12 protein-coding genes and 1 other RNA gene are annotated in these 14,277 nt (G+C 58.0%); 11 read left to right on the plus strand and 2 right to left on the minus strand.

Going from position 1 to position 14,277, the window contains the following annotated elements; all coding sequences use genetic code 11:
• Positions 1 to 5 precede the first annotated feature (5 nt).
• Positions 6 to 1,409 (minus strand): sodium-dependent transporter, encoded by a 1,404-nt coding sequence (locus tag ABIA48_RS11090; RefSeq protein ID WP_007988705.1) that lies wholly within the window; start codon positions 1,407 to 1,409, stop codon positions 6 to 8.
• 118 nt (positions 1,410 to 1,527) lie between these two features.
• Between ABIA48_RS11090 and smpB the strand changes: the two genes are divergently transcribed.
• Positions 1,528 to 2,010 carry an SsrA-binding protein SmpB gene (gene smpB, locus ABIA48_RS11095; RefSeq protein WP_007988707.1) on the plus strand — a complete coding sequence of 161 codons (483 nt, stop codon included), beginning with the start codon at positions 1,528 to 1,530 and terminating at the stop codon, positions 2,008 to 2,010.
• Positions 2,011 to 2,126: 116 nt separating this feature from the next.
• Here the strand turns inward: smpB and ABIA48_RS11100 are convergent, their stop codons facing one another.
• The gene (locus tag ABIA48_RS11100) at positions 2,127 to 2,894 is read right to left on the minus strand and encodes a GntR family transcriptional regulator (RefSeq protein ID WP_429488605.1); all 768 of its coding nucleotides are present in this window, start codon (positions 2,892 to 2,894) and stop codon (positions 2,127 to 2,129) included.
• A 261-nt stretch (positions 2,895 to 3,155) separates the two neighbouring features.
• Between ABIA48_RS11100 and ABIA48_RS11105 the strand changes: the two genes are divergently transcribed.
• From ABIA48_RS11105 to ABIA48_RS11150, 10 genes are all read left to right on the plus strand, one after another.
• A complete protein-coding gene (locus tag ABIA48_RS11105) occupies positions 3,156 to 4,850 on the plus strand; it encodes a lactate permease LctP family transporter (protein WP_204929140.1) in 1,695 nt (564 codons plus the stop codon).
• A gap of 151 nt (positions 4,851 to 5,001) precedes the next feature.
• Complete coding sequence (locus tag ABIA48_RS11110; protein ID WP_429488608.1) at positions 5,002 to 5,826, plus strand: (Fe-S)-binding protein; 825 nt, start codon at positions 5,002 to 5,004, stop codon at positions 5,824 to 5,826.
• Positions 5,823 to 7,274 (plus strand): LutB/LldF family L-lactate oxidation iron-sulfur protein, encoded by a 1,452-nt coding sequence (locus tag ABIA48_RS11115; RefSeq protein ID WP_108229195.1) that lies wholly within the window; start codon positions 5,823 to 5,825, stop codon positions 7,272 to 7,274. Before ABIA48_RS11110 ends, ABIA48_RS11115 begins: the two co-directional genes overlap by 4 nt.
• Positions 7,274 to 7,945 (plus strand): LutC/YkgG family protein, encoded by a 672-nt coding sequence (locus ABIA48_RS11120; protein WP_429488610.1) that lies wholly within the window; start codon positions 7,274 to 7,276, stop codon positions 7,943 to 7,945. The genes ABIA48_RS11115 and ABIA48_RS11120 overlap by 1 nt, the downstream gene beginning before the upstream one ends.
• Positions 7,942 to 10,752, plus strand: coding sequence for an FAD-binding and (Fe-S)-binding domain-containing protein (locus ABIA48_RS11125; RefSeq protein ID WP_429488612.1), 2,811 nt, complete (start codon positions 7,942 to 7,944; stop codon positions 10,750 to 10,752). The genes ABIA48_RS11120 and ABIA48_RS11125 overlap by 4 nt, the downstream gene beginning before the upstream one ends.
• Before the next feature lie 202 nt (positions 10,753 to 10,954).
• Complete coding sequence (locus tag ABIA48_RS11130; RefSeq protein ID WP_108229198.1) at positions 10,955 to 11,230, plus strand: hypothetical protein; 276 nt, start codon at positions 10,955 to 10,957, stop codon at positions 11,228 to 11,230.
• A 334-nt stretch (positions 11,231 to 11,564) separates the two neighbouring features.
• The gene (locus tag ABIA48_RS11135; RefSeq protein WP_277534441.1) at positions 11,565 to 11,843 is read left to right on the plus strand and encodes a hypothetical protein; all 279 of its coding nucleotides are present in this window, start codon (positions 11,565 to 11,567) and stop codon (positions 11,841 to 11,843) included.
• 94 nt (positions 11,844 to 11,937) lie between these two features.
• Positions 11,938 to 12,331: a transfer-messenger RNA gene (gene ssrA, locus ABIA48_RS11140) on the plus strand.
• Between the two features lie 166 nt (positions 12,332 to 12,497).
• Positions 12,498 to 13,709 carry a tyrosine-type recombinase/integrase gene (locus ABIA48_RS11145; RefSeq protein ID WP_429488615.1) on the plus strand — a complete coding sequence of 404 codons (1,212 nt, stop codon included), beginning with the start codon at positions 12,498 to 12,500 and terminating at the stop codon, positions 13,707 to 13,709.
• 103 nt (positions 13,710 to 13,812) lie between these two features.
• Positions 13,813 to 14,268, plus strand: coding sequence for a hypothetical protein (locus ABIA48_RS11150; protein WP_429488617.1), 456 nt, complete (start codon positions 13,813 to 13,815; stop codon positions 14,266 to 14,268).
• Positions 14,269 to 14,277: the final 9 nt, after the last annotated feature.

Below are 14,277 nucleotides of genomic sequence, written 5' to 3' on the forward strand. Positions count from 1 at the left end.
CAGCGTCACTTCCACAGCTGGGCGGCAAACACTACGAGAATGCCGATGGGCGCCACATAGCGCATCAAGAACAAGGACAGGCCAAACAATGCAGGGTTGCGGATCGACAACTCGTCGCGCACCGCTTCACGCCCCATGATCCAGCCCGCAAATACCACGAAACACAAACCGCCAAGCGGCAACATGAGTCGCGAGGTGAAGAAATCGATCACGCCAAAGAAGTCGAGACCACCGGTTGCTCCCCATTGGTAGAGGTGGAACATCCCGCCTTCGTTCACGAAAAATTTGGCCTCCTTCCAGATATTGAAGGAGAACACCGTGCCCAGGCCGACAAACCAGCAGCTGAAAGCCAGCCAGAAAGTGACCCATGCACGACTCACATTAGTGCGCTCAACCAGATAGGCCACCATCGGTTCGAGCAGGGAAATCGCCGAACTCCAGGCAGCAACCGCCACCAGCACAAAGAACACCACGCCCATCAACTGCCCGAACGCCACGTTGCCGAAGGCAAACGGCAGGCTGACAAACATCAGCCCCGGCCCTTCGCTCGGATTCAGGCCCGCTGCGAAAACAATCGGAAACAATGCCAGGCCGGCCACCAGGGAAACAAAGGTATCGAGCAGCGCAACGCCGACAATCGTTCCTGAAATCGACGAATTCTTTGGCATGTAGGCGCCGTAGATCATGATCGAGCCGACGCCCACACTCAGGGAAAAGAACGCATGCCCCATTGCGGGCAGCAAACCGTCCAGGACCTTTTCCGGGTGGAAGTCGAACATGAAATGCACGCCGTCCATGAAATGCCCGGTGGTCATGCTGTAACCCAGTAGCACGAGGACCATCACGAACAACAACGGCATCATGATGCGCAAACTGCGTTCAAGCCCGGCAACCACGCCCTTGGCGATCACCACAGCTGACAACAGCATGAAAATCGTGTGCCAAAGTGTCAGGCGCCATGGATCGGCGATCACATTGCCGAAGTAGGCACCCACCTGGTCCGGCGTCACGCCCTGGAAGTCGCCACGCCCCATGTCGATGATGTAATCCAGCGACCAGCCGCCAACCACACTATAGAAAGACAGGATCAGCAACGCCGTGATCATTCCGGCAAAAGCCCCCCAGGACCATTTCGCCGAGTGGCCTGCCTCGACCGCCAGCATCTTCAAGGCATTGGCCGGGCTCTGCCGGGCACGCCGGCCGATCAGGGTTTCCGCCAGCATGACCGGCACACCAATCAGCGCGATGCAGGCCAGGAACATCAGTACGAAGGCGCCGCCGCCATAGACGCCAACCATGTACGGGAATTTCCAGATACTACCCAGCCCCACGGCCGAACCGGTCGCGGCGAGTATGAAGACCCAGCGGCTAGCCCAACTGCCGTGGACAGAAACCTTGTCTGTCGACATCGTTATCACGCCCAAGCGTTCAAAAAAGAGGCCGCATTGTCCGGGATTCAATCAACCTGCTCAAGCACGTAGCAACACCGTAGCCGACTCGCGTGCAACTCCCTATAATGCCGCCCCTATGGCTAAACAGAAGAAACACCCAACAGGGACCATCGCGCAAAATAAAAAGGCGCGACACGATTACTTCATCGAACATCGGTTCGAGGCTGGTCTGGTCCTGGCCGGCTGGGAAGTAAAAAGTCTGCGGGCAAGCAAGCTGCAGCTGGTTGACAGTTACGTACTGCTCAAGGATGGCGAAGCCTGGCTGCTCGGCAGCCACATTACGCCCCTGACGACCGCCAGTACCCACGTCATCGCTGACCCGGTCCGCACCCGTAAATTGCTGCTCAATCGGCGCGAACTCGAAAAGCTGTCCGCCGCCGTGCAGCAGAAGGGTTACGCCTGCGTGTGCCTGTCCTGGTACTGGAGCAAGCACATGGTCAAGTGCGAGATCGCTCTGGGCAAGGGCAAGAAGGAATACGACAAGCGCGATACCGAGCGCGAACGCGACGCCGGTCGCGAGTTGCAGCGTGCGGTGCGCAACAAGGGCAAGGAAGAGTAATTCCTTCGCCTTGAGGCCCCCTTCGCGGGCAAGCCCGCTCCCACAGGGTTTCGGTATACCTGTGGGAGCGGGCTTGCCCGCGAAAGCGATCCCACAAGCCATACAAATCCGACTGACTATATCCCCTTGCGCCGCTCCGCCCGGGCCACGCGCTGCACTTCCTGACGCACTTCTTCCAGTACTTCCTGCACATACAAAATGTGCCGACTGGAAACTTCCCGTGCCTGTTCCGCCCGCCCTTCGATAATCGCCTGGTACAACTCCCGATGCTGTGTGATCAGCATGTCGCGGGTTTCAGTGCGTTGCTTGTACATGCCACCGATGTTGGTCACCACGTTGCGCTTGAGCAGGTCGAACAGCCCGCGAATGGTGTGCAGCAACACGGCATTGTGGCTGGCCTCGGCAATCGCCAGGTGAAAACTTGCGTCCGCGGCCCCCTCTTCCGCACGACTCACCTCTTCGTGACGCGAATAGCAGTCCTGCAATTCGTTGAACGCTGCGGTCAGCCGCTCGCGATCCACATCGGTGGCACGCAACGCCGCGTAGTAGGCGCAGGACGCTTCCAGCGTATGGCGAAACTCGAGCAGATCGCGTTGCGCCTCGGGATTACTTTCCAGCAGATGCAACAAGGGATCACTGAAGGTGGTGCCCAGCGACTCCACCACATAGTTGCCGCCGCCCTGGCGGCTGACCAGCAGGCCCTTGGCGGTCAACTTCTGAATGGCCTCGCGCAACGAAGGACGTGACACGCCAAATTGCTCGGCCAGTGCACGTTCCGCCGGCAAGCGCTCACCCGCCTTCAGCGTGCCCTCGAGGATCATGCCCTCAAGCTGCTCGACAATATCGTCAGACAAACGGCGCTGACGAATCTGATCAAACCCCATAACTCGATTACTCCACGATCCGACGGCTCGCCGGGGCTCTATTCTGGCCTATCGGCGCCGCGCCAGCACCTGCCACAACGCATTTGGTCATACCAGGCAGACGACCTGCGCACCGTGCATACGACAAAAGTTTTAGGGCGGCAAATTGACACACCGCCTACAAGGCTTTTACCCTAGCCAACAGCGATTGTAAATTGGTCTTACCAATTATCCAAGAACGCTGATCAGTGCCTGACCAACAACAATTAGGGGCCACCCCATATGCAAACCTGGCAACAGCTCTATACCCCGCTCGGCAGCCTCGGCCTGTCCGCACTCGCAGCCGTCATCCCCATCGTGTTTTTCTTCCTGGCCCTGGCCGTGTTCCGCCTCAAAGGCCATGTGGCCGGCAGCATCACCCTGGCGTTGTCGATTCTGGTGGCGATCTTCGCCTTCCAGATGCCCGTCGATATGGCGTTCGCCGCCGCCGGGTATGGCTTCGCTTATGGCCTGTGGCCGATTGCCTGGATCATTGTGGCAGCGGTGTTCCTCTACAAACTGACGGTCAAGAGTGGTCAGTTTGAAGTCATCCGCAGTTCGGTCCTGTCGATTACCGATGACCAGCGCCTGCAGGTCCTGCTGATCGGCTTCTGCTTCGGCGCCTTCCTCGAAGGTGCAGCCGGTTTCGGCGCACCGGTGGCGATTACCGCCGCGCTGCTGGTAGGACTTGGCTTCAACCCGCTGTACGCCGCCGGCTTGTGCCTGATCGCCAACACCGCGCCGGTTGCCTTCGGCGCCCTGGGTATTCCGATCATTGTTGCCGGACAAGTGACCGGCATTGATGCATTCAAGATCGGCGCCATGACCGGCCGCCAACTGCCGCTGCTGTCGATGTTCGTGCCGTTCTGGCTGGTGTTCATGATGGATGGCCTGCGCGGCGTGCGGGAAACCTGGCCGGCAGCGCTGGTGGCTGGCTTGAGCTTTGCCGTGACCCAGTACTTCACCTCGAACTTCATCGGTCCGGAACTGCCGGACATTACCTCGGCCCTGGCCAGCCTGATTGCCCTGACCTTGTTCCTGAAAGTCTGGCAACCAAAACGCGCCGCCGGCCAACACATCGTGGGCGCCGTCTCGGCCTCCGTGGTGAGCGCCAGCGTCGGTGGTTTCGGCCAGAAACGCACCACCGTGGCATCGCCCTACAGCCTCGGGGAAATTTTCAAGGCCTGGTCGCCGTTTTTGATTCTCACCGTACTGGTCACCATCTGGACCCTGAAACCGTTCAAGGCCATGTTTGCCGCCGGCGGTTCGATGTACAGCTTCGTGTTCAACTTTGCCATTCCGCACCTGGATCAGATGGTGATCAAGGTTGCACCCATCGTGGCCGCGCCGACCGCCATCCCGGCGGTATTCAAACTGGACCCGATTTCCGCGACCGGCACGGCAATATTCTTTTCGGCACTGATCTCGATGTTGGTGCTGAAGGTCAACTTCAAAATTGGTCTGACCACTTTGAAAGAGACCTTTTATGAACTGCGCTGGCCGATCCTGTCCATCGGCATGGTGTTGGCGTTTGCCTTCGTGACGAACTACTCGGGCATGTCCTCGACCATGGCTCTGGTACTGGCGGCGACGGGCGCAGCATTCCCGTTCTTCTCGCCGTTCCTCGGCTGGCTGGGGGTTTTCCTCACCGGTTCCGATACCTCGTCCAACGCCCTGTTCAGCTCGCTGCAAGCGACCACCGCACACCAGATCGGCGTCAACGACACCTTGCTGGTGGCGGCGAACACCAGCGGCGGTGTGACCGGCAAGATGATCTCGCCACAATCGATCGCTGTGGCCTGCGCTGCAACGGGCCTGGTGGGCAAAGAGTCGGATCTGTTCCGCTTTACCCTCAAGCACAGCCTATTCTTTGCAACGATTGTCGGCCTTATCACCTTGGCCCAAGCCTACTGGTTCACCGGGATGCTGGTGCACTAAGGACTACAAGCAACACGATAAAAACCGACGCCGGGCCACGCCCCCGGCGTCCGCTATTCACACCCCGGTCTGTAAGGCTGCTGAAAGCTTCCCTCTCTATATTCAGCGGCCTCAACAGACGAATAACCGGGACCACCCGGAGACACGCCTGATGAGCGAGCTTTTTTACAACGCTGTGCCGAATGCGACCCGTGTCGCCCCGCCACTGCCCGAGCCTCGGCAATACCCCAGCGAGAAACCGTCACGGGTCTATCTGTTCGGAACCTGCGTGGTCGATTTGTTCTACCCGGAAGCCGGGATGGACGCGATCCACCTGCTGGAGCGCGAGGGCATTCGTGTCGAGTACCCGCAAGGGCAAAGCTGCTGCGGACAACCCGCCTATACCTCGGGCTACACCGAGCAGGCACGGACCGTGGCGCGCTCGCAACTGGCGTTGTTTGCCGGGGATTATCCGGTGGTGGTGCCTTCGGGTTCTTGCGCCGGGATGTTGCGCGAACACTATGCCGACTTGTTCAAGGACGAGCCGGATACGTTGAAACAGGTTCAGGCGCTGGCCGCCAGAACCTTTGAGCTGGCCGAGTTCCTGTTATTTGTCTGCAAGGTGCAGCTCAAAGACAGCGGCGAGCCGGTGAAAGTGGCGCTGCACACCTCGTGTTCGGCGCGCCGTGAAATGAACACCCACCTGCACGGCCGCGAATTGTTGTCGCAGTTGAGCAATGTGGAGCGAGTCAATCACGATCACGAAAGTGAATGCTGTGGCTTTGGCGGGACATTCAGCGTCCGTATGCCAGATATTTCCGGCGCGATGGTGGCTGACAAGACCCGGGCGTTGAAGGAGTCCGGCGCGCACAAGGTGTTGAGTGCCGACTGCGGTTGTTTGATGAACATCAACGGCTCGCTGGAGAAACAGAAAGAAGCGCTGCGCGGCCAACATCTGGCCAGCTTCCTCTGGCAGCGTACCGGAGGTGCGAAATGAGCACCTCGACGATTATTCCTACGGTTGCCGTAGAAGAAGATTTTCGCACCCGCGCCCACAACGCGCTGGGTGACGCGCAATTGCGAGGCAACTTTCGCAAGGCGATGGATTCACTGATGAGCAAACGGGCAGCAGCTTTCAGCGATGCCCACGAAAGAGAACACTTGCGCGCACTGGGCAATGCAATCCGTGCCCGCGCGCTCTCCAAGTTACCCGACCTGCTCGAGCAACTGGAACAGAACCTGACCCGCAACGGTGTGACAGTGCACTGGGCGGAAACGGTGGACGAGGCCAATGGCATCGTCCTCTCGATCATCCGCGCTCACGAGGGGCGGCAAGTGATCAAGGGCAAATCGATGGTCAGCGAAGAAATGGAGATGAACCATTTCCTGGCTGACCGGGGCATTGAATGCCTGGAATCGGACATGGGCGAGTACATCGTCCAGCTCGACCACGAGAAGCCTTCACACATAATCATGCCGGCAATCCACAAGAATGCCGGTCAGGTCGCGTCCTTGTTCCACGACAAACTTGGGGTGGAGTACACCAAGGACGTTGACCAACTCATTCAGATCGGTCGCAAGGTCTTGCGGCAGAAATTCTTCGAAGCGGACATCGGCGTCTCCGGCGTCAACTTCGCCGTGGCCGAAACCGGCACCCTGCTGCTGGTGGAAAATGAAGGCAACGGCCGCATGACCACCACGGTGCCGCCGGTGCACATCGCCGTCACCGGCATCGAAAAAGTCGTAGAAAACCTGCGCGATGTGGTGCCACTGCTGTCGCTGCTGACCCGCTCGGCCCTGGGCATTCCGATCACCACTTACGTCAACATGATCTCCGGCCCGCGCAAAGCGCATGAGCTCGACGGCCCGCAGGAAGTGCACTTGGTACTGCTCGACAATGGTCGCAGCCAGGCCTTTGCCGACAGCGAATTGCGCCAGACCCTGAACTGCATCCGCTGCGGCGCCTGTATGAATCATTGCCCGGTGTATACCCGAATTGGCGGCCATGCCTATGGGGAGGTTTACCCCGGCCCTATCGGAAAAATCGTCACACCGCACATGGTCGGCCTGGCGAAAGTCCCGGACCACCCGAGCGCTTCTTCGCTGTGCGGAGCCTGCGGGGAAGTATGCCCGGTAAAAATCCCGATCCCTGCGTTGCTGCGACGCCTGCGCGAAGAAAACGTCAAGGCCCCGGACAGCCCCCATCAAGTGATGCGCGGCCAGGGCAGCAAGTATTCGCGCAAGGAGCGGTTCCTCTGGAACGCCTGGGCGAAGCTCAACAGTTCGCCGACGCTGTATCGCCTGTTCGGCTTCTTCGCCACCCGCTTGCGCGCCCTCACGCCGAGCAATGTCGGCCCGTGGACGCAAAATCACAGTGCTCCGAAACCCGCTGCCCGCACACTGCATGACATGGCCCGCGAGCACTTCGCCAAGGGAGACCGCTGATGAGCGCCAAGCAAAATATCCTCGCCAAACTGCGTAAAAGTCTGACAGGCACCACACCGGTGGCCGACAACTTTGATGTCGATCTGGTGACCCAGCCTTACACTTACGCTCCCGGGCAACGCATTGCGCAACTGCGCAAATTGATGGAGGCGGTGCACACGGAAATCCACCTGACGTCCGGTGAGCAATGGCCGGCGCTACTCGCGCAATTGCTGCGGGACCGCCAGTTACCGAGCCTGCTTTTCGCACCGACAACGCCCCACGGTCAACGCATCACACAACACTGGGCGAATAATCCCGATCTGCCGATGCTCAAGGCCTACGACCGCCCGGTTGAGGAATGGAAAGCCGAGCTGTTCAACGATACCCCGGCGAGCCTGACCGGCAGTCTCGGTGCCATCGCGGCGACCGGCAGCCTGATTCTCTGGCCGACACGGGAAGAACCACGTTTGATGAGCCTGGCGCCACCGGTGCATTTCGCGCTGCTCAAGGCCAGCGAAATTCGCGACAACTTTTATCAGGTGCAACAGGAGTTCGAATGGGCGCAAGGCATGCCGACCAACGCGTTGCTGGTGTCCGGCCCGTCGAAGACCGCCGACATCGAACAAGTCCTGGCGTACGGCGCCCACGGTCCGAAAGACCTGGTGGTGCTGATCCTGGAGGACCAATGAGTCTACCGGCCGCTTTCCTGCGCGATGCACAGCAACTGATTCCTCAAGAACGACGTTTCGACGACCCACTGTCGACCCTGGCCTTCGGCACTGACGCCAGTTTCTACCGGTTGATTCCGCAACTGGTGATCCGCGTCGAATCCGAAGATGAAGTGGTGGCGCTGCTGCAACTGGCGCAACGCGATCAGGTGCCGGTGACCTTCCGCGCCGCCGGCACCAGCCTATCTGGCCAGGCGATCAGCGATTCGGTGCTGATCGTGCTTGGGGATAACTGGAACGGTCGCGAGATCCGTAGGCAAGGCGCGCAAATCCGCCTGCAACCGGGGGTGATCGGCGCCCAGGCCAATGCCTGGCTGGCGCCGTTCGGACGCAAGATCGGCCCGGACCCGGCCTCGATCAATGCCTGCAAGATCGGCGGAATCGTCGCCAACAATGCCAGCGGCATGTGCTGCGGCACGGCGCAAAACACCTATCACACCCTGGCCGGCATTCGTCTGGTGCTGGCCGACGGCAGTCGTCTCGACACCGAAGATGCCGCCAGCGTTGCGGCCTTTCGCCAAAGCCACGCCGCCCTGCTGGAGCGCTTGGCAACTCTGGGGCGTGAGACTCGCGCCAACGCCGAGCTGGCTGCGAGAATCCGCCATAAATACCGTCTGAAAAATACCACTGGCCTGTCGCTCAATGCCCTGGTCGATTTCGACGAGCCTGTGGATATCTTGAGCCACTTGCTGGTGGGCTCCGAGGGCACTCTCGGATTCATCAGTGCCGTGACCTACGATACGGTGATCGACCACCCGAACAAGGCCTCGGCCCTGATTGTCTTCCCGGATGTCGAGACCTGCTGCAACGCGGTCTCCGTACTGAAAAGCCAACCGGTGTCGGCCGTGGAACTGCTGGATCGGCGCAGCCTGCGTTCAGTGCAGGACAAACCCGGCATGCCGCCTTTCGTACAGCACCTGTCGAACAATGCCTGCGCCTTGCTGATCGAATCCCGCGCCGCATCGCCCACATTACTGCACGAACAATTGGCGCAGATCATGCTGTCGCTGAAGGCGTTCCCGGTGGAAAAGCAGGTCGATTTCACCGAAGACCCGCAGGAAAACGCCCGTCTCTGGGCCATCCGCAAAGACACCTTCCCCGCCGTCGGCGCGGTGCGCAAGACCGGCACCACGGTGATCATCGAAGACGTCACCTTCCCGGTCGAACAACTGGCCATCGGCGTCAACCGCCTGATCGAGCTGTTCGACAAACATCACTACGACGAAGCAATCCTTTTCGGACACGCGCTGGAAGGCAATCTGCACTTTGTCTTCACCCAAGGCTTCAACAACGCGGAAGAAGTCGCACGCTACCAGGCGTTCATGGATGACGTGGCACAACTGGTGGCGGTGGAGTTTGGCGGTTCACTGAAGGCCGAACACGGTACCGGACGCAATATGGCGCCGTTCGTCGAGCTGGAATGGGGCAGTGATGCCTACCAGTTGATGTGGCAGCTCAAGCGTCTGCTCGATCCCAACAGCATTCTCAACCCGGATGTGGTGCTCAGCGAAGATCCGCAGATCCACCTCAAGCACCTCAAGCCATTGCCGGCCGCCGACGAGATTGTGGACAAGTGCATCGAGTGCGGCTTTTGCGAACCGGTCTGCCCGTCGAAAGGCCTGACCCTGAGCCCGCGTCAACGCATCGTGATCTGGCGCGACATTCAGGCGAGAAAACGTGCCGGTGTCGATACCGCCGAACTCGAAGCCGCGTACGAATACCAAGGCATCGACACCTGCGCCGCCACCGGCCTGTGCGCGCAACGTTGCCCGGTAGGCATCAATACCGGCGAACTGGTGAAAAAACTGCGCAGCCGCAAGGCAACGCATACGAAAACCGCCATCTGGCTTGAAGGAAACTTCGCCATGGCGCTGCAAGGGGCGCGCTTCACCCTGCACGTCGCCAATGGTGCACGTCTGTTGCTGGGTGCACCGCGACTGGCAAGACTTTCCGCTGCCGTAACCAGGTTGTCCAAGGGGCAAGTCCCGTTGTGGACCAACGCCATGCCCCAGCCTGAACGGCCGATCCGCTTCAGCCCGGCGATCACCGATGAGCGTCCGCGGGTGGTGTACCTGGCCGCGTGCGTATCACGGGCCATGGGGCCCGCAGCAGGTGACAAGGAGCAAATGTCACTGCACGACAAGACCCGAGGCCTGCTGGAAAAGGCCGGTTATCAGGTAGTTTTCCCGGACAACCTGGACAGCCTGTGCTGCGGCCAGCCGTTTGCGTCCAAAGGCTACGCCGAGCAAGCCGAACACAAACGCCAGGAACTGATTGGCGCCTTGCTTCACGCCAGCCGCGGTGGGCTCGACCCGATCTACTGCGACACCAGCCCATGCACCTTGCGCCTGGTTCAGGATCTGGGCGAAGCCCGTCTGGACCTGTACGACCCGGTGCGCTTCATCCGCACGCATTTGATGGATCGCCTGGAGTTCACACCTCAGGAAGCACCGATCGCCGTGCACTTGACCTGCAGCACCCAGCACCTTGGGGAAAGCCAGGGGCTGATCGACCTGGCGCGCAAATGCAGCCAAAACGTGGTTATTCCCGAAGGTATTCATTGCTGCGGTTTCGCCGGAGACAAGGGCTTCACCACGCCGGAGTTGAACGCCCATTCACTGCGCACGCTCAAGGACGCGGTGCAACAATGCAGCGAAGGGGTATCTACCAGCCGCACCTGTGAGATCGGTCTGACGCAACATGGCGGCATTGACTACCACGGACTAGTCTATCTCGTGGACCGCGTTACCCAGGCTAGGGTGCCCTGATAGCAGGATCTACAGGAAGGTGCATAGATGTACATTCCTTTACTCTACTTGCCGGAATCGACAGCTCTACAGTAGAAAAACAGAACCCTGACGTGCCGCCGCAGTTCACTGATCAAGTCCCGCTAATGCGGGACTTTCCCAACACTCGGTAGTCCGATTTGATGGCCAGCAAAGCCTGGCTCTTCAGTCCAAGGAGATACACATGAATCGTTCTGTGCTTTTAGGTTTGTTCGTTGCAGCTTCCATGATGGCTTCCACTTCGTTTGCGGCCGAAAAAGACCAATGCGCGGTCAATCTGCAAACCATCGAAAACGCGAAGGCACAGATTCCTCCCGAAATGGCTGAGCAAGTAGCGGACTCTGTCGAGAAAGCCCAAGCCGACCATGTAAAAGGCACCAAAAAAGGTATTGATGATTGCGTCGCCGAGACCAACCAAACCATCCAGGACCTCAAGAACGCGAGCAAAGGCGGGAAGTAACTCTCAGCTCAGTGCCAGCCTTCGGGTTGGCCTTCCGGGCCTTGTTGGCGTACATCAACAACGGAGTACTGGCAGCCGGGTGTTCAAAGCCCGGCTGCGTCCGATACGAAGCAAACCTAAACCCGCCAGTTGCGGGTTTTGTTGCATCTGGGGTCTGGAAATGTGTAACCGTGCGCATCGCTGGAAAAGCTCGACACGTTTTCCGAAAAAAACGAATTCTTGCGTTGCGTCGTAGTCTTTTAGATAGGCCCCATCAATCGTGGCTGTTTTTCGGGCTCGGCCTGGCCGCCCGCTCATACGTCAACACCGAGACCATCCGATCCAGGAGATATCCATGAAACGTACCGCACTCGCTGGTCTGTTCATTTCCGCTGCAATGCTCGCCTCTCCTGTATTTGCTGCGGACAACAACCTTTGTACGAGCAAGCTGCAAGAGCTCAAAGGCAAAGTGAATGCGCTGCCGGCGACCTCCGGAAACACCACAATGGAGATCAAAAGACTGATGTCCAGCGCCGAAGCCTCACAAGCCTCCGGAGACGACAAGAAATGCGTCACCGAAGCCATCCAGGCATTGGCACTCGCTGACAAACAGCGCAACGAGCCCAACCCATAATTTGTGCTGGCCAACCTTCGGGTTGGCCTTCTGAGTCACGTTGACGTACACTGTACAGGCTTGTTGCTCACTTGATTCAAAGAGCACCAGGCTCGGGGCCGTTTAGGATTCGACGCCGGTTGCGAAACTTTAGGTGCATGCCGAGTTGGTAACAGAACTCGTAAATCCACTGTTGCAACTTCCTATAGTTGCCAATGACGAAACCTACGGGGAATACGCTCTCGCTGCGTAAGCAGCCTTAGCCCTTCCCTCCTGGTACCTTCGGGTCCAGCAATCATCAGGGGATGTCTGTAAACCCAAAGTGATTGTCATATAGAACAGAATCGCCGTGCAGTACGTTGTGGACGAAGCGGCTAAAACTTACACAACTCGCCCAAAGCACCCTGCCCGTCGGGTCGCTGAGGGTTAACTTAATAGACACGGCTACGCATGTAGTACCGACAGCGGAGTACTGGCGGACGGGGGTTCAAATCCCCCCGGCTCCACCAAATAGCAATCTAGACCTGTCTCAGACAGTCTACGAAACACCCAAGAAGCCCGCCCCGTGCGGGCTTTCTTGTTTCTGGCTGTACCTCCTTGCCTACCCCTATAAACATTGCCCGCGTGTCCTGCCATGTACCGTTCAAAAAAAATTGAACCTAGGGGATACATGCATTGAAGCGTAGCGAAATCAAGCGCCGCCCATTGGCTGACACGGTCATTTCAACCCTCGAACCGGAGGTAAAGGAATACCGAGAAAATGACGGCGACAGCTTTTACCTGCGCGTGCGACCAGACGGGAACAAATCTTGGCAACTGCGCTACAAGAAAGCTGACGGAAAATGGTCGTGGCTGGGATTAGGTAGCTATCCAGCAGTCAGCGGCGCAATAGCCCGCAAGAAGGCTGCCGAATTGCGAGCAGACGCTGCACAAGGTAGTAACCCACTTGCAACCAAGCGTGCCAGAAAAGCGGCCGAAGACGAGGCTGCCGGTCGTACTTTTGAGTCGCTTGCCCGCGAATGGTACGCGGCCAAGCGTAAGAGCTGGAGCGATGGCACCGCGGTACGAACCATTGGAGCCTTGGAGCTTCACGTATTCCCGGTATTTGGCAAACGCATCTATCGCGAAATCCTGCCAATGGAGTGGATGGAGTTTTTGCGAGCGATGGAGCAGAAAGGAATCATCGAACAGACCAGCCGCGTCCGTGGTATGTGCCGGGAAATTTATGACCTTGCACGCGTTACCGGTCGTGCAACACATAACCCACTGGAGGGGCTGCACAAATTTCTTCAGACCAAGGCCGCTGAGAACTATGCCCATGTATCCCCAGAGGAGTTACCGCCACTTCTTCGGGCTATCCGTGCGTACCCGAGCGCCACTGATATTCGTATTGGCCTTCACCTTCTTTCCATGCTCGCTTGTCGCCCCTCTGAATTACGCGAAGCGCGCTGGTCAGAGTTCGATCTGGACAAGGCACTGTGGTCGATCCCCGCTGAGCGAATGAAACGTCGGCGTGAACATCTGGTGCCGCTACCAACCCAAGCTGTCGATCTGCTGCGCAATTTGCAGACGCTCACTGGGGCCTATCCGATGTTGTTCCCTGGTCGGAGCGATACGACCAAAGCCCGCTCCAATACAGTGTTCCTAATGGCTTTGCGTCGACTTGGGTATGAAGGTCGCCAAACCGGACACGGTTTCCGTCATATCGCCTCGACGATTTTGAACGAGCACGGGTTTGACGAAAACCATATCGAAGCCCAGCTCTCTCATGTCAAAGAGGGAATCGCAGGCGTCTACAACAAAGCGATCTACCTTCCTCAGCGGACAATCATGATGCAATGGTATGCGAACTATCTCGATAGCATGGCTGGTGATGCTTTCGTCTAATTTGATTTCGGCAGCGTGCAGACTTTGGACTTTCTGGGGCCGCGTAGACAAATATAGACTTAACCCTATCCGCGTTAACTACCGGCCCATGACTGGACACTGAATGAACAAGCTAAAAAACTGGTCCGTACTGAAAGGCATAAAAGGACTTGAACCGTATCACTACGACACCTGCTTCCCACCTAAGTGGTTCGATTTGGACAACTATAAAAACATAGTTAGCAAGTCCAGCAAGGATTGGTACGAAGCGATCATGACTCGAAATTTTGTCAATATAAAACTAAAAAACATCGTTACAGATGATGAAAGCTGGATAGCTTTATTCGTGATGTCGTTCAGTCAAGCACAAGACACACTCGCTTCCCTTAACAAAAATAAGGAAGAAAACGATAATCTGGAAACCGCGATAATTAACATGGATGCCTTTGACTACGCTGAAATCCTTGGCGCATATGCGTACAACGCCCCTGACATATTATTTGGCGACATAGTCCACGCGGACAGTTTTATGTCCAGATGCCCGCCCAGTGACGCAAGTGAATCTGTAAGAAACCAATAAGAAAAAATC

It is taken from the genome of Pseudomonas sp. S30_BP2TU TE3576 (assembly GCF_050436025.1).
Classification (GTDB): domain Bacteria; phylum Pseudomonadota; class Gammaproteobacteria; order Pseudomonadales; family Pseudomonadaceae; genus Aquipseudomonas.

Excerpts from the sequence above, each read along its gene's own strand:
- ABIA48_RS11110 (WP_429488608.1), top strand. The coding sequence starts at position 5,002 with ATGAGCGAGCTTTTTTACAACGCTGTGCCGAATGCGACCCGTGTCGCC.
- ABIA48_RS11150 (WP_429488617.1), top strand. The coding sequence starts at position 13,813 with ATGAACAAGCTAAAAAACTGGTCCGTACTGAAAGGCATAAAAGGACTT.
- ABIA48_RS11135 (WP_277534441.1), top strand. The coding sequence starts at position 11,565 with ATGAAACGTACCGCACTCGCTGGTCTGTTCATTTCCGCTGCAATGCTC.
- ABIA48_RS11115 (WP_108229195.1), top strand. The coding sequence starts at position 5,823 with ATGAGCACCTCGACGATTATTCCTACGGTTGCCGTAGAAGAAGATTTT.
- ABIA48_RS11105 (WP_204929140.1), top strand. The coding sequence starts at position 3,156 with ATGCAAACCTGGCAACAGCTCTATACCCCGCTCGGCAGCCTCGGCCTG.
- ABIA48_RS11120 (WP_429488610.1), top strand. The coding sequence starts at position 7,274 with ATGAGCGCCAAGCAAAATATCCTCGCCAAACTGCGTAAAAGTCTGACA.
- smpB (WP_007988707.1), top strand. The coding sequence starts at position 1,528 with ATGGCTAAACAGAAGAAACACCCAACAGGGACCATCGCGCAAAATAAA.
- ABIA48_RS11090 (WP_007988705.1), bottom strand. The coding sequence starts at position 1,409 with ATGTCGACAGACAAGGTTTCTGTCCACGGCAGTTGGGCTAGCCGCTGG.
- ABIA48_RS11125 (WP_429488612.1), top strand. The coding sequence starts at position 7,942 with ATGAGTCTACCGGCCGCTTTCCTGCGCGATGCACAGCAACTGATTCCT.
- ABIA48_RS11100 (WP_429488605.1), bottom strand. The coding sequence starts at position 2,894 with ATGGGGTTTGATCAGATTCGTCAGCGCCGTTTGTCTGACGATATTGTC.
- ABIA48_RS11130 (WP_108229198.1), top strand. The coding sequence starts at position 10,955 with ATGAATCGTTCTGTGCTTTTAGGTTTGTTCGTTGCAGCTTCCATGATG.